A 14,293-nucleotide genomic window follows, 5' to 3' on the forward strand; every position below is an offset into this window, starting at 1 on the left:
GCTGGAACGCGTCATCACGGTGTCCGCGTTCGCGACGATGAAAGCCTCGAATCCGGGCTGCCCGTTTTCCAGCGCACGCGCCACAGCCTGCGCGCCGTCGCGCCCGTCAATATAGCCCCAGAGGTTCCACTTGCGCAGCGCGGCGTCGGCATCGAACGACGGGAACCGTTCATAGTCCTCAGGATCCATCACGTTCGAGAACCGCAGGCCCGTGATACTCAACTCCGGATCCCAGCGCGTCAACTGGATCGCCATCTGCTCCTCAAGGTGCTTCACCAGGGAGTAGGTGCTTTCGGGCCTGGCCGGATACTCCTCATCCACCGGGATGTAAGGCGGATCGACGTCGAACGGCAGTCCCAGCACCGTCTCGCTGGAGGCGTAAACCACCTTCTTGATCCCAGCCCGCCGGCACGCCTGGAAGACGTTGTACGTGGAGAGCATGTTGTTCTCGAACGTGGCGGCATCCGGCATGATGCCGGGCGCCGGAACAGCACCGAGATGGACGACCGCGTCAAAGCCCGAGTGCCGGTCATCGAGACCCAGAAACACGTCAAGGACCTCGCCATAGTTGCGCAGATCCACGATCGCCAACCCGTGGCCCCGCTCCCCCGCACGATCAAGGTTCAACACCTGGTGGCCATCGCCGGTCAGCCTGCGGACCACATATCGCCCCAATTTTCCGCTTCCGCCGGTCACTGCAATTCTCATGGAGTTACTCCTTCAGATGGTATTACTCGGCAGTCCGATCTGGCCTGCCGCCAGCGCTCTAAGTCCCAGCGCATCGGGACAACCCTGCTGCCTGTGTGCAGGGCAGACAGCCTTGTGCGTGCGCGGCCGGTGCGCCGCGCTGGCACTACCGGCGCATCCGGCAACGCACTGCGACTCTCCTGATTCAGGTCATTTATGAGGGTGTAAGCAAGCAGCGGGTAATCCATAGTCATCTTCCTGTCATTTAAGGGCACCAAACCAGGCCGCATAATGCCCTGTCCGGGGCTCGAAAACCCCCTCGCGGCAGCTCATTCGCAGCGGATCAAATGGCACCCTGCGGCTTTACCCGCCCGTTCCAGCCGCTGAGGACGACGCTACGCACGTTATGGGTCCATGTCAGCACGTTAGGCCCGCCCTGCTTTTCCTAGGACTGACAGACCTACCTTGGTTATAGGAGGCATCGGGGACACCCGCCTCACCTGACCCTGACGTAGGGCTCGGCCTTCAGGTCCCCGCCGCCGGGCTGCTCGCCTCGCTGGTGCCGCACAACTACCCGGTAATTCTCGGCCGCGATGTCGCCGGTATAGTCAGCGGCCGGTGCGCATCCGATCACGCGCGCAACTCACAACGGCGGACAAGTCGAGCCCGTAGGTCGGCCCTTCGCCGGAACCGTACTCCTCGAGTCGGGCCGCACCGCGCTCGAAGAGCCGGTGCCCGCCAACGCTGTTCCCCCGAGCGGCGTGGGTAAGCCCGACGCAGATCTGGGCGAGACCTTGCCAAAGGTTGCGTTCTTCGGCCGGCCCAGCCTTCCAGCGGGCCTCGAGTACCTCGTGGGCGGCGAAAGGCCGGCCAGCGTCCACCAGACTCCGGGCCGAGACCAACGTCTGCGCCGGTGGCAGCGGCTCCTCCGAGACCGGCTCGACGCCAGCGCTTCCGTACGGCAACGGCCGCCCAAGAGCGTCACGTGGCCGGGCCTGCCGCGGGCGCCTTGAAGCATCCCGATCCCTGTCACCGGTCACGACAGTTTCCGCCCTGGGCGTCCGTGGACTTGATCGACCTTCATAAGACCCTTCATACGTCCAATGCTAAGACCCGGCCCTTCGAACATCCGCACAACCGCCAGCCGTTGAAAGAGGTTCACACTGTCTCATCGGCGGCCCTTCCCCGTCCTGACACCTACCTGCGGTGCATTTGCAACGGCGGGGCTCGCGGAAGCCGCCAAAGTGCGGGGATTCAGGCCTCCGACGATGCAAAACCTGCCTTGCCCGGATGCCCTCCACGGAAATTGTCACCGCCCCCGTGTAGCTTAGAAACAACAGCCCCCGCACCGAGGACACCATGGATTTCTACGTCATCAACGCACTGCGCGAGAACCACGCGGGGTGGTCCCTGCTCCGCGCTCAGAACGCCCCGCTGGCCGTGAGTTTCTTCATCAAAGCCTTCACCGGGCCCAACCAAAGGGACATCGGCCGGCAAGAACTCATCGACCACCTCGATGATGTCCTGTTCGGCCTCCGCGAAGTCTTCGGCGAAGACAAATACCCCCGCCCGGCGGGGGAATATCTGGACGAGTGGGCTGCCCCGGAACGCGCGTGGCTGCGAAAATACTACGTCCCGGGCCAGGACGAGCCGCGCTACGATCTCACGGCCGCCGCCGAGGACGTAGTCCGCTGGGTGGAGAGCCTGAGCGGCCGGGACTTCGTGGCCACCCAGTCCAGGCTGACCAGCATTTTCGCCGTCCTGAAGGCCCTGGTCCAGCAGTCCGAAACCGACCCGGAGGTAAGGCTCGCCGAGCTCCAGCGCCAGCGGGACGGGATCGACGCCGAGATGCAACGGATCAAGGACGGCAACATCCGGGTAATGACCGGACCCGAAGCTCTGGACCATTTCCAGCAGCTGACCACCCTGGCCAAGGACCTGCTCTCCGATTTCCGGGAGGTAGAGCAGAACTTCCGGAAGCTTGACCGCCAGGTCCGCGAACAGATCGCCACGTGGGACGGCTCCCAGGGCGAGCTGCTGGCCTCCATCTTCGCCAACCAACAGGACATCAGCGGCTCGCTCCAGGGCCGCACGTTCCAGGGCTTCTGGGACTACCTGATGTCCCCGCAGCTCCGTACCGAACTGCGGGACTTGCTTCACCGGGCCACCCGGATCGACGCCCTCGCCAAACTGGACAATCTGCACGCCGTGACCAACCTGCACCAGGACTGGCTGCCCGCCGTCGAGCAGACCCAGGCCACAGTCCGCCAGCTCTCGCAGCAGATGCGCCGGCTCCTCGATGACAAGGTGTTCCTGGAGAACAAGCGCATCATGCAGCTCGTCCGGAGCATCGAATCCGACGCGCTGGGCACCCGGGAGGTGCCGCCGTCGGGCGTCTTTATGGAGATCGCCGCGCAGTCTGTGGATGTGGCACTGCCTTTTGAGCGGCCGCTGTATGAGCCGAGCCGGCGGATCATGGTGGACGACGTCGTCGTGGCTGCAAATGATGCTGAAGTCGACGCCGGCGCCCTCTTCAGCCAGTTCCATGTGGACACGGAGCGGCTCAAGTCCAACATTGACGACGTCCTGGCCGGCACCGAACAGGCCACGCTCGGCGAAGTAGCATCCGCACATCCGCTCTCCCAGGGGCTGGCCGAAATCGTCGCCTACTACCAGTTGGCCACCGAATCGGACTGGGCCTCCATCAACCCGGACGAGTCACAGCAGTTGTCCTGGCAGCTCCCGGACGGCAGCATCCGGGAAGCCACCGTCGAACAGATCATCTTCGTGAGGCCCGCATGACCACCACAGACGCACCGGAAACACACACGCCCGGGGAACTTCCCGGCGTCGTCACGAAGCTTTTCAAAGGCGTGGTGTACGCCGAGGCCGACGAAAAGGTCTGGCAGTCGCTGCTGGTCCTGTCCTCCCACGTCCGCGACTATGTGGCCGTCCTGGGCCTTGACCTCATCCTGGACGAATCCGAGGGATACGCGTTCCTCAAATCGCGCGAGGATCCGGACGGCACGCTGCCGCGGCTGATCCCCCGGCGCCCGCTCACCTTCAACGTCAGCCTCCTCCTGGCGCTGCTCCGCGGCCGGATGCTCGAATTCGACACCAACAGCAGCGAACTGCGCCTCATCATGACGGATCAGGACATCGCGGACATGGTGGCGGTTTTCCTGCCCGAATCGAGCAACGAGGCGCGGATCCTGGACCAGCTCGGCACCAACATCAAGAAAGTGGTGGAGCTGGGCTTCCTGCGGAAACTGCGCGGCCAGGCGGGGACGTACGAGGTAGCACGGATCCTGAAGGCCTATGTGGATGCCCAGTGGCTGGAGGAATTCGAGGCGCGGCTGGCCGACTACCGCGCCTCGCTCAGCGGCACCAGCACAAAGGAAGAGGACCGCGCATGACCACCGAGGCGGCGGCAGTAGTCAGTGACGGGACGGACCAGCAGGAGATGCTGTTCAGCCTGGACGAAAAAGCGGACGACGCCGGCACTCCCCCGGGCTTCCGGCTGCACCGACTGGAGCTGCTCAACTGGGGCACCTTCCATCAGGAAGTGCGCACCTTCCGGCTGGACGGGTCCAACAGCCTGCTGACCGGCGACATCGGCTCCGGGAAGTCGACAGTGGTGGATGCGATCACCACCCTGCTGCTGCCGGCCAACAGGATCGAATACAACAAGGCCGCGGGTGCACAGAAGAAGGAACGCACCCTGATGTCCTATGTGCGGGGCTTCCACAAGAGCACCCGGAGCGCCGGCGGCGAATACTCGAAGCCCGTTGCCCTGCGCGGCACCGGTAAGCTCACGGTGGTCCTCGGCGTCTTCCACAACGCCGTCCTGGGCAAATCCATCACGCTGGCCATCACCCTCTGGGCCACCCAGGAAGCCGGCCAGCCCAACCGCTTCTACTCGCTGGTGGAGGGCGAGCAGTCCATCGCCGGAGACTTCGGCAATTTCGGCCAGGACCCCGCGAAGCTGAAGAAACAGCTCCGGGCTGCCGGGGCGTCCATCCATGAAACCTTCGAGCCATACGCGGCGGCGTTCAAGCGGCAGTTCGGCATCAGCGGCAACCAGGCCATGGAGCTGTTCCACCGCACGGTGTCCATGAAGCAGGTGGAGAACATCACCAACTTTGTGCGCACCAACATGCTCGAGGAAGACGACGTCGAGGCCCGGATCGGCAACCTCATCCACCACTTCGACGACCTGAAGAAGGCCCACGACGCCGTCCTCCGTGCCAAAGACCAGATCTGGCTGCTCACCCCCATCACCGAGGGCGCGGCCCAACATGCCGCCCTGAGCCGGGACGATGAATTCGCCCGCCAACAGCGGGACCAGCTGCACCCGTGGTTCACGGACCAGAAGCTGCAGCTGAGCATCGAGCACCAGGCGGAACTGCGGCACACCGGCTTGCGGCTGCAGGAGGACAGCGGCAAACTGGCCACCGAAATCACCCAGCTCCGCCTCGACCTGGCTGCGGTCAAGGAAGATATCCGCAGCAACGGCGGCGGCAGGCTGGCGGCCATCGAGGCCGAGGCTGCGCGGCTGGGCGAGGAGTCCCGGTCGCAGCGGGTCCGCTTTGAGAAGTACGCCGAAGCTGCGGCCGATCTTGGCCTCCAGGCCCCGGCGGACCGCGTGCAGTTCGACGCCAACCGGGCCCGCCTCACCGACGTCGAAAAAGAACTCGCCGCCCGTGCCGACGAAGCGCAGGACAGCCGCACCGAGCTGAGTATGACGCGTACCGTGCTCACCGGCCGCGCCGCGGACGTCGCCGCGGAGCTGACCAGCCTGCAGGCGCGACCCAACCTGCTGCCGCGGCCCCAGGTGGAACTCCGCCGTCGTCTGTGCGAGGGGACGGGCATCGCGGAGTCCCACCTTCCGTACGCGGGCGAGCTGCTGCGCGTCCGCGATGGCGAAGCGGCCTGGGAAGGCGCCGCCGAACGCACCCTGCGCGGCTTTGCGCTGTCGCTGCTGGTGCCCTCGGAGCACTACGCTGCGGTGAGCGGCTGGGTGGACGGCAACAACCTGCGCGGCCGGCTGGTGTACCTGAAGATCGGCGAATCGTACGCTCCGAAGCCGACCGAGGCGGGCACCTTGGCGGCGAAGATTGCCATCAAGCAGGGGACTCCTTTCCGCAATTTCCTGCTGGATGAGCTCAGCAGCCGCTTCGACTACTTCTGCTGCGACACCCTTGAGGACTTCCGCCGCCGTTCCAAGGCCCTGACCGCCAACGGCCAGCTCAAGGGCGGCCGCGGCCGCCATGAGAAGGATGACCGGCAGGAACTGTCGGACCGCCGGAATTACGTCCTGGGCTGGGACAACCTGGACAAGATCAGCCGCTTCCGTGCGGAACGGGACGAGGTCCAGGGTCAGCTCAGCGTATTGGCCGGTCAGCTGTCCCGGGTCAACGATTCCCTGGGCGCCATTGGCAGGCAGAACCAGCAGTTGGGCATCATCGGGGCGGTGTCCGACTTCGCCGAGCTGAGCTGGCAGCTCACCGCACGCCGCATCGAGGAGCTCAAAGCGGAGAAGGCCCAGCTGGAGTCCACCAGCGACGTACTACGGCAGCTGACGGCGAAGGAAACCGAGCTCTCCGGAAAGCTGGAGCGCCTGCAGGTGCGGGCTGATGATATCCAACGCCGGATCGGCTCCAACGAGGGCGCGGCCAAGGACATCGTCGAGGCGATCGAGGACTGCCACGACGTCCTGCGGGAGACACCGTTAACGGACGACGGCGGCGTGTTGGCCGCCGTCGCCCGGCTCGCTGCCGCGGAACTCGCCGGCAAGCCGCTCACCTACAAGAACACGGGCACGGTGGAAAGCGCCGTCCGGAACGGGCTGACCGACACCATTGACGCGCTGTCCAAGCAGATCGCCCGGGCCGCCGAGAAAACTGTTCGGCTGATGGCTGAGTTCCGGAACAAATACCAGAACGAGACCACGGAGATCGACGCCGCCCTGGAGTCAGCGGGCGAGTTCGGCAAACTCCTGGAGCAGCTGGTCAGCAACGATCTCCCGCGCTTCGAAGCCCATTTCAAGGAATCCCTGAACCAGAACACCATCCACGAGGTGGTGGCGTTCAACGCGTTCCTGGACAGCCGCCGGCAGGACATCGTGAACCGGATCGGCGAAATCAACCTGTCCCTGGCCGGGATTGAGTACAACGCCGGCCGGCACATCCAGCTGGAGCACCAGAACAGCACCGACCTGGACGTGCGGCAGTTCGGCCTGGACCTGCGGGCCTGTTCGGAGGGCACCATCGGCGACGATGACCAGTACTCCGAGCAGAAGTACCTGCAGGTGGAGCGCCTGATCGAGCGGTTCCGGGGGCGGGACGGCTACACAACCCTCGACGAGCGCTGGACCGCCAAGGTCACGGATGTCCGGAACTGGTTCACGTTTTCCGCCTCGGAGAAGTGGACCGAGACGGGCGAGGAATTTGAACACTTCACGGATTCGGGGGGCAAGTCCGGCGGCCAGAAGGAAAAGCTCGCCTACACGATTCTCGCGGCTGCCCTGGCATTCCAGTTTGGGCTGGCGTCCGGCAAGAGCGCCGGGAAGAATGCCGGCAGTGGGCGCAGCTTCCGGTTTGTGGTGATCGATGAGGCATTCGGCCGCGGCTCCGACGAGTCCGCGCGCTATGGACTGGAGCTGTTCCAGCGGATGAAGCTGCAGTTGCTGATCGTCACTCCCCTGCAGAAGATCCACGTGATCGAACCCTTTGTCTCCCATGTAGGCTTCGTGGCCAACACCAACGGCGACGATTCACAGCTGCGGAACATGACCATCCAGGAGTACCGGGACGAGCGGGCCCGGCGTGCCTAAACAGCCTGCACAGGGTTGGACCACACTGGCTGATTTGCGGGCGCAGTCACAGAAAGCCTGGGGCAGCGGTGCGTTGCTCCGCGAGGTACTGGAACCCGGCGGGCTGTACCCCCGCCGTCGTCCGTTGAAGCGTCCGACGGCGGCGACGCTCCGGAGTGACTATGCTGCGGCGAGCGCCTGGGCGGCGGAGTTGTTCGGCGCAGTGGGTCCGTTCAGCCTCGAAACGGCCGAGGTGGGCCGCACCACGGTCGGCGCTAACCAACTGCCGGCGGCGGCAATCTTTGCAGACGCCGAGGCCGAGATCGCGCTTGTGGGCAAGGCAAAGGAGGCGGCCCGGTTTCTGGAGCTCGCCCGGGCCCTGGCCTCGCTGCACTCATCCTTCCGCGCGTGGGCGCTGAAGCGGCCGCTTAAGCTGCTCGAACTCGGCGCCGACGCGCTGACCGCAGCCCGCGTGGCCCTGTGGCTGCGGGACAATCCCGAGCCAGGCATCTATGTGCGGCAGCTGGGCATTCCCGGCGTGCACACCAAGTTCATCGAGAACCACAGGGCAGTGATCAGCGAACTGGCGTTGGCGCTGCGGGCAAATTCCGAGCCCAGCGCGATCGGTCCCGCCGATGAAGCTTTTCCGGATTCGTCCGCGGAGCCCGGCTCGCTGCTGGGGCTGACGCAGGCCCGGACTCCGGCAGCGCGCTTTGCCGCCGGCCACGGCTTCCTGCATCCTCCGGAGCTCGTCCGATTCCGCCTGCTGGATCCTGCCGTGCCGCTGCTGGGCCAGGCACGCGACGTGACCGTGACAGCTGAGGCCTTCAGCACTCTGAGCCTGCCGGTCACCAGAGTGCTGATCACGGAGAACCTCGTCAACTTCCTGGCCCTACCCGAGCGATCTGACACTCTGGCGATTTACGGCGGCGGTTATGGGTTCTCGTCGCTGCGGGATGCAGGGTGGCTGCTCGGCTGTGAGGTCCTGTACTGGGGTGACCTGGACACGCACGGGTTCCGGATCCTGGACCAGCTCCGCGCCGTCCACCCGCAAGTGGTGAGCGTGCTGATGGACGAGGCCACACTGCTGGCCCACCGCGACGCCTGGGTCCGCGAGCCGACACCGTCGAAGGCTGTGTTAAGCCGGCTGACGGCCGAGGAGTCAGCACTCTACGAGAGGCTCCGCGATGACGCGTTCGGAGTCGCGGTCAGGCTGGAGCAGGAGCTGGTCCCGTGGGACTGGGCGCTGGAGCGGCTCGATACCAGTCGTTGAAGCTGCTGTCCCAAAGCGTGATGAGAAGAGGCCCTGTCCGGAGTAATGTCTGCCCTAAGGACGCGGGTTGAAGCCGTTCCCGGCCGGGGAACTGCCCGCACCCCGGAAGGTGGAAATGAAATGAGAAGCAAAGCATTGGCCGTCGTGTTCATCACGGCCACAGCGACTCTGATGTCCGCGCCAAGTGCTCTGGCGTTCGAGCCCTCGGCGGACCCCCGGGGCAATTTCAATTGCCCCGATGACGAGCCAGTTCCCGGACACCCTGGCTACCCAGGCATCGAAACGGGCCTTGGGAAGTCGTACGTGAACTCCGGCGGTACTGCCGCGGCCGCATGGTCAGCCACTGTCCTGTTCCACGGCCCGCTTGTCCCTTGCTGAGCTGCCCCCGTCCAGGTCAATTTGGTGCCACGCCGGGTTTACCCCTCTACCGTCCCGGCAGCGAAGGCTCGGTTGCGCTGGGGGTGGCAACTGCCGGGGTCGGGGCGATGTGAAGCCGCGTGGAGAATGCAGCCACGAGGGCAAAAACGAAGGCTCCTGCCGCGATGGCCAGCGCCATCGCGGCGACGGTCCCGTAGCCGCTGACCCGGGGGTCCAGGAACGGGTAGGGGTACCAGTCGACGATGGGACCGCGGATCAGGCTGTAGACCAGGTAAAGCAGGGGAAACCCGAGCCAGATCAGCGAGGTCCGGACCGGGACCCTGGTTCTGGGCAGGTCCACAAGCCAGTCGATCACCATGATGGTTGGGATGGTGTAATGCAGGACCACGTTGATCCAGGGGATGGGCGTGTTGACGTCGATGTTACTGAGCAGAAGGCTGTAAACAATCCCTGTGATGGTCATATAGATGGTTGCGGCTCCGCGCAGAAGCTCAAGCCAGCGTGGGCTTTCGCCCTGCCACGCGTACCAGCCGGCGATGGCCAGGGTAATGACCGCGATGATGTTGGATTCGATGGTGAAGTAGCTGAAGAAGTTCCCCGCGGAGGCGCCGGGAACGTTCTGGAGCAGGTGTGTCAGCTGGAAAAATATGGCCAGGAATCCGAGCAGGGCAAACCAGAATCTGAAAAGTGCTTGACCTCGATTGGGTGTCATATGGAAATCCTATGGGGCCGGGAAACTCCGGGCCCGCAGCTGGATGGTGTTTGAGCGTGTCGGCCCGGGACGGTTGGGGCCGTCGTAACGGAACCCCGCCAAAAGCCCGATTGCACGAAGTGACGTGTAATTTAGGCATAACATCACCCGGCCCGAGGACGCCCATGATTAACGCCACCACCACGCCGCGCGCCTTTAGCCTGCAGCGTGAATGGTCCGGGGCCTTCACTTTGATGCTGCTGGCGCTGTTCATCGGAGCGGCCGTCACCGTCGTCGGAGTTCGTTTCGTGGTGAACGAGATGGAAGCTGCGACCGGACGGCTCCAAGCCGAGTACGGCAGCGTTTCGGAACTGGCCGCCGCCCTTGAGACACATGAACAGCTGGGATACCAGCTGCTCGCGCTGGCGCCCGTCCACAGGGCAGCGTTTGTCCTTGAACAGCAGGACATTGAGTTGCTTTTCCGTGCGGCCTCCGCGGCCCGGGCCGAAGATGAAGGCCGGTCCGACGCCCTGTCCGCGGCGCGGCAGGAATGGCAGGCCGGCCTTGAGAAGGCAGGGCTCTGGGGTGATGACGTGCTGGGCCTCGCGGAGATCAACCTGGCCGATGCGCCTGCCTTCGCGGCCGCGAGCTCAAACGTGCGGAAGCAGCTCTCCGCCGTCCAGCAGTCTTCCCTCCAGGCGCTCAACAACGGACTTGTGGACACCCGCGAGCTCGAGGGCCTCCTGGTGGTTGGCCGGTTCGGGCTGTTCGTGGCGGCCATCGGCGCCACCCTGTACTTCCGCCGTCGGATGGTCAAGGACCTGATGCGGCCCGTCAACAGCCTCCGCCGGGGCGTCCTGAAGCTTCAGTCCGGCGACTACAGCCACCGCCTGGACGTCGCCCGGCGGGACGAACTCGGCGAGGTGGCGGTGGCCTTCAACGGCATGGCCGCGGCGCTCCAGGACAGCCACAAGGCTTTGACATATCGGGCAACACACGACGACCTCACCGGGCTCGCGAACCGCGCGGCCTTGGCGGAGCGACTACTGGCATCCTTCGAGCCGGACAGCGACCGCCGGACCCGGCACGAGGGCCTGCTGTTCATCGACATCGACGATTTCAAGGACGTCAACGATTCCCTCGGCCATGAAGGCGGCGACGAGCTGCTCGCCCAGCTGGCCGAGCGGCTGGTGGCCAGCGTCCGCAGCCACGACCTGGTGGCGCGGCTGGGCGGCGACGAGTTCGCCGTCGTCGTTCTGGATAACGACGACGGCACTCCGGCCACGGGGCCTGTTGCCGAGCGGATCTACGAGGCTCTGAGCGAGCCGTTCATGATCGGCGACCGGTCACTGCGGGTGTCGCTGAGCATGGGCGTCGCCCAGCGCACCGCGGACACGGCGGACGTGACGGAGCTGCTGCGGCAGGCCGATTCGGCCATGTACCGGGCCAAGCACAGCGGCAAGGCCCGGTACGAAGTCCACGGGAGCTGAGCCCGGTCGAAACCTGGCACAAAAAGTTCTTTGAGCTAAGAGCCTTCGAACCCTACCGGCCAGCCGGAAACTGCCGGAGAATCGCAGCATCAATGGCTCCCAGTGAAAGGCGCCCTCATGATGTGGGATTACGGCATGAATATGGGCTGGACGATGTGGCTGTGGGGCATACTCCTGCTCGTCGGGATAGCCCTGCTGGTACTGGTTGCGGCGCGCCTGTTTGGCGCGGGCAGAGGTCCGGGCGGCATGCAGGGACCGCCGGGTCCCTACCCCGGCAGGAGCCGCGCCCGGCAGATCCTCGATGAGCGGTTTGCCCGCGGCGAACTGTCTGCGGACCAATACCGCGAGCAGCTGGGGGTCCTCGGGGAAGACCAGTAGTGCGCCCCATCAGCCGCCGGAGCGCACTCCTGGTGGGAGGCCTCGGCGCGGCAGCCACGGCCGCCGGCGGAGCCGGGCTCTGGTGGACGGCCAGTTCCCGGTTCTCTCCGATAGCAGGCGCGGACTTCACCGAACCAGATGCGTTGCACAGCACCAACGGAGGGTTGCAGGTCCGGCTTGAAGCTGCTCCGGGATCAATCCGGCTCGGCGGCCACCAGGCATCGGTGCTCGGCTATAACGGAGGAGTCCCGGGCCCCACCCTGCATCTCAGGGGTGGGGACGTACTCCAAATAGAGCTGGTCAACAGCTTGGCCGTCCCCACCAACCTGCACGTCCACGGTCTGCACGTGTCACCCCAGGGAAACGGAGACAACGTCTTCGTGGTGGTCCAGCCCGGCCGCTCATTCAGCTATGAGTACTTACTGCCGGCAGACCATCCGCCCGGGATCTACTGGTACCACCCGCACCATCACGGCGTGGTCGCTGACCAGATTTTCGCGGGCCTCTTTGGCACCATCATTGTCGAGGACACGGATCCCCCGGCCACCAGCCGGGATCGCATTATGGCCATTTCCGACATCACCCTGGACGGGTCCGGTTCAGTCGCTGGCGCCTCGCCCATGGACCGGATGATCGGCCGCGAAGGCCGCCTGGTCCTGGTCAACGGTCACAGCAACCCGAAACTCTCAGCCAGGCCGGGAGAGCGCGAACGGTGGCGGATCGTGAACACCTGCGTTGCCCGCTACCTGCGGTTACGGCTGGACGGGCAGCAGATGCACCTGCTCGGCATGGATTCCGGGCGCTTCCCCACACCAAAGCCGGTGGACGAGTTACTGCTGACGCCGGGCAACCGTGCAGATGTTCTGGTAACAGCGGTCGAGGGCGAGTCCGCTTTCAGGACCATGTACTACAACCGTGGCAGCATGGCCGGCATGATGGGGCCGGCACCACTGGGCCCCAACAGCAGGGACGCAAGGGACACTGTCCTTGCGACCCTTTCGGTGTCCGGCACAACGTCCGGCGCCCCTCTGCCGGTGCCCGCCCAGCCGGCACCGGCAGACCTAAGGACCGCGGTGGTTGCCGCGCACCGGCAGCTGACCCTCGGCGTCGGCGGCCTGGGGGTGGGGACGGGAATGATGAGTTTCACCATTAACGGCCGGGGATTCAACGCAAGCCGGACGGACACCGTCGTGGCCGCGCAGACCGTGGAAGAGTGGACCCTGCTAAATCCAAGCCCCATGGACCATCCATTTCATCTGCATGTCTGGCCGATGCAGGTTGTCGAGGAATCAGGGACCGCTCCGGACACCATCGTCTGGCGGGACGTGGTCAATGTCCCAGCCAGCGGCCAGGTGAAAGTCAGGATCAATTTTAAAGAATTCACCGGACGCTCCGTCTACCACTGCCATATCCTCGATCACGAGGACCAGGGAATGATGGGCGTCGTCGAAGTCCGCTGATTCCCCGCCCGACTACACGTATTTTGCGAAATGAGCCATCCGGGATGCGTGCCGGCCCCGAACTGCAGGCATAACCCAACGGTTTGGCAGGTAAGCACAACCCGCTGATCCGCAAACCCATATCGCATCAGGAGATCATCATGGCCACTCACACCCACACCCACACCGGCACAGTAGCCCGCACCAATGTCCAGAAAGCATCCATGGTTGTCGGCGCCGTGTTCCTGCTGGTCGGTGTCCTGGGCTTCGTACCGGGCCTGACGGCAAACTTCGGCGAGCTGCATTTCGCGGGACACGAGTCCGAGGCAATGCTGCTGGGCCTGTTCCAGGTATCTGTCCTGCACAACGTGGTCCACCTGCTCTTCGGCGCGGCGGGCATCGCCTTGGCCAAGTCCGCCACCGGCGCCCGCTCGTTCCTTCTCTACGGCGGGGTCATCTATCTGGTCCTGTTTGTATACGGCCTGGTGGTCCCCCAGGAATCGGCCGGGAACTTCGTGCCGCTGAACGGCTTCGACAACGTTCTGCACCTGCTGCTCGGCGTCGGCATGATCGCCTTGGCCATGGTCCTCAGCAAGGGACACACCAAGGTCCGCGCCTAAGGGACCGTCTGCACCATCAGGCAACCGTGGCAATGGCCCCGTCCGCAGCATCGCGCTGCTGGCGGGGCCATTACCGTTCCCAGCCGGGTCAGTGCGGCTCAGGGCGTGAACCGCACGTTATGGTCCGGCGACAAGGATTTCCACAATGGCTTCCTCGCAGCCCGGCGCGTGCGTGCCTGCATGGACCTTCGAGAACCTGCTCACAACCTGGCCCGAGTTAGCGAAGCCAAAGTAGGCGGCCGCCCCCTTTATTTCTTTGATAATCTCGGGAACGGCACCGGGGCCGTCCGTGACGGCATGATCCGAGATGCCAAGTCCGGTGCAGGCGGCGTGACTGTTGGCAATGTCGGCGGATGCGGGGACGGCGCCTGTGAAGAGCACAACCAGTACGGCGGCACTCACGGCGGCAGAGGTGCGTTTGACGTTCATGGGTTTCTCCTGGAATAGGGCTACGACGAAGCCCCTATACCCACGGCGGAGAAATATGGGACCCCGCCAGTAAGGCCATTCTCCGCTTGCAACA

Annotated in this window: 13 protein-coding genes; 8 read left to right on the forward strand and 5 right to left on the reverse strand. The window is 64.8% G+C overall.

The features are described 5' to 3' along the window. The 3 genes from DAD99_RS03405 to DAD99_RS03415 all read right to left on the reverse strand — a co-directional run. A partial coding sequence (locus DAD99_RS03405) for an NAD(P)-dependent oxidoreductase (protein ID WP_193340346.1) occupies positions 1 to 708 on the reverse strand: 708 nt, incomplete at its 3' end. A 475-nt stretch (positions 709 to 1,183) separates the two neighbouring features. Beyond that, entirely contained in the window at positions 1,184 to 1,321 is a 138-nt protein-coding gene (locus DAD99_RS03410) for a hypothetical protein (protein ID WP_193340347.1), read from the reverse strand. Continuing rightward, positions 1,296 to 1,727, reverse strand: a complete 432-nt coding sequence (locus DAD99_RS03415) for a DUF309 domain-containing protein (protein ID WP_193340348.1) — start codon at positions 1,725 to 1,727, stop codon at positions 1,296 to 1,298. The genes DAD99_RS03410 and DAD99_RS03415 overlap by 26 nt, the downstream gene beginning before the upstream one ends. 319 nt (positions 1,728 to 2,046) lie before the next feature. Between DAD99_RS03415 and DAD99_RS03420 the strand changes: the two genes are divergently transcribed. From DAD99_RS03420 to DAD99_RS03435, 4 genes are read left to right on the forward strand one after another with little or no spacing between them, the layout of a single operon-like run. Further along, positions 2,047 to 3,489, forward strand: a complete 1,443-nt coding sequence (locus DAD99_RS03420; RefSeq protein ID WP_193340349.1) for a DUF3375 domain-containing protein — start codon at positions 2,047 to 2,049, stop codon at positions 3,487 to 3,489. Next, positions 3,486 to 4,103 carry a DUF4194 domain-containing protein gene (locus DAD99_RS03425; protein WP_193340350.1) on the forward strand — a complete coding sequence of 206 codons (618 nt, stop codon included), beginning with the start codon at positions 3,486 to 3,488 and terminating at the stop codon, positions 4,101 to 4,103. The genes DAD99_RS03420 and DAD99_RS03425 overlap by 4 nt, the downstream gene beginning before the upstream one ends. Then, positions 4,100 to 7,522, forward strand: coding sequence for an ATP-binding protein (locus DAD99_RS03430; protein ID WP_193340351.1), 3,423 nt, complete (start codon positions 4,100 to 4,102; stop codon positions 7,520 to 7,522). The genes DAD99_RS03425 and DAD99_RS03430 overlap by 4 nt, the downstream gene beginning before the upstream one ends. A gap of 34 nt (positions 7,523 to 7,556) precedes the next feature. After that, positions 7,557 to 8,774 (forward strand): Wadjet anti-phage system protein JetD domain-containing protein, encoded by a 1,218-nt coding sequence (locus DAD99_RS03435; RefSeq protein ID WP_227007614.1) that lies wholly within the window; start codon positions 7,557 to 7,559, stop codon positions 8,772 to 8,774. Between the two features lie 424 nt (positions 8,775 to 9,198). Here the strand turns inward: DAD99_RS03435 and DAD99_RS03440 are convergent, their stop codons facing one another. Continuing rightward, positions 9,199 to 9,864, reverse strand: a complete 666-nt coding sequence (locus DAD99_RS03440) for a Pr6Pr family membrane protein (protein ID WP_193340353.1) — start codon at positions 9,862 to 9,864, stop codon at positions 9,199 to 9,201. A 164-nt stretch (positions 9,865 to 10,028) separates the two neighbouring features. On the opposite strand from DAD99_RS03440, the gene DAD99_RS03445 reads away from it, so the two are divergent. The 4 genes from DAD99_RS03445 (at position 10,029) to DAD99_RS03460 (ending at position 13,770) form a co-directional block, all read left to right on the forward strand. Then, entirely contained in the window at positions 10,029 to 11,333 is a 1,305-nt protein-coding gene (locus DAD99_RS03445) for a diguanylate cyclase domain-containing protein (protein ID WP_193340354.1), read from the forward strand. 117 nt (positions 11,334 to 11,450) lie between these two features. After that, positions 11,451 to 11,711, forward strand: a complete 261-nt coding sequence (locus tag DAD99_RS03450; RefSeq protein WP_185262849.1) for an SHOCT domain-containing protein — start codon at positions 11,451 to 11,453, stop codon at positions 11,709 to 11,711. After that, complete coding sequence (locus tag DAD99_RS03455) at positions 11,711 to 13,171, forward strand: multicopper oxidase family protein (RefSeq protein ID WP_193340355.1); 1,461 nt, start codon at positions 11,711 to 11,713, stop codon at positions 13,169 to 13,171. Before DAD99_RS03450 ends, DAD99_RS03455 begins: the two co-directional genes overlap by 1 nt. Before the next feature lie 140 nt (positions 13,172 to 13,311). Continuing rightward, entirely contained in the window at positions 13,312 to 13,770 is a 459-nt protein-coding gene (locus DAD99_RS03460) for a DUF4383 domain-containing protein (RefSeq protein ID WP_193340356.1), read from the forward strand. A 117-nt stretch (positions 13,771 to 13,887) separates the two neighbouring features. Here DAD99_RS03460 and DAD99_RS03465 read toward each other — a convergent pair whose 3' ends face one another. After that, positions 13,888 to 14,199, reverse strand: coding sequence for a hypothetical protein (locus DAD99_RS03465; RefSeq protein ID WP_193340357.1), 312 nt, complete (start codon positions 14,197 to 14,199; stop codon positions 13,888 to 13,890). Between the last annotated feature and the right edge of the window lie 94 nt (positions 14,200 to 14,293).

It is taken from the genome of Pseudarthrobacter sp. AB1 (assembly GCF_014926485.1).
Lineage (GTDB): Bacteria > Actinomycetota > Actinomycetes > Actinomycetales > Micrococcaceae > Arthrobacter.

Coding starts and splice junctions, on each gene's coding strand:
- DAD99_RS03425 (WP_193340350.1), top strand. CDS start 3,486: ATGACCACCACAGACGCACCGGAAACACACACGCCCGGGGAACTTCCC.
- DAD99_RS03440 (WP_193340353.1), bottom strand. CDS start 9,864: ATGACACCCAATCGAGGTCAAGCACTTTTCAGATTCTGGTTTGCCCTG.
- DAD99_RS03465 (WP_193340357.1), bottom strand. CDS start 14,199: ATGAACGTCAAACGCACCTCTGCCGCCGTGAGTGCCGCCGTACTGGTT.
- DAD99_RS03430 (WP_193340351.1), top strand. CDS start 4,100: ATGACCACCGAGGCGGCGGCAGTAGTCAGTGACGGGACGGACCAGCAG.
- DAD99_RS03420 (WP_193340349.1), top strand. CDS start 2,047: ATGGATTTCTACGTCATCAACGCACTGCGCGAGAACCACGCGGGGTGG.
- DAD99_RS03445 (WP_193340354.1), top strand. CDS start 10,029: ATGATTAACGCCACCACCACGCCGCGCGCCTTTAGCCTGCAGCGTGAA.
- DAD99_RS03460 (WP_193340356.1), top strand. CDS start 13,312: ATGGCCACTCACACCCACACCCACACCGGCACAGTAGCCCGCACCAAT.
- DAD99_RS03450 (WP_185262849.1), top strand. CDS start 11,451: ATGATGTGGGATTACGGCATGAATATGGGCTGGACGATGTGGCTGTGG.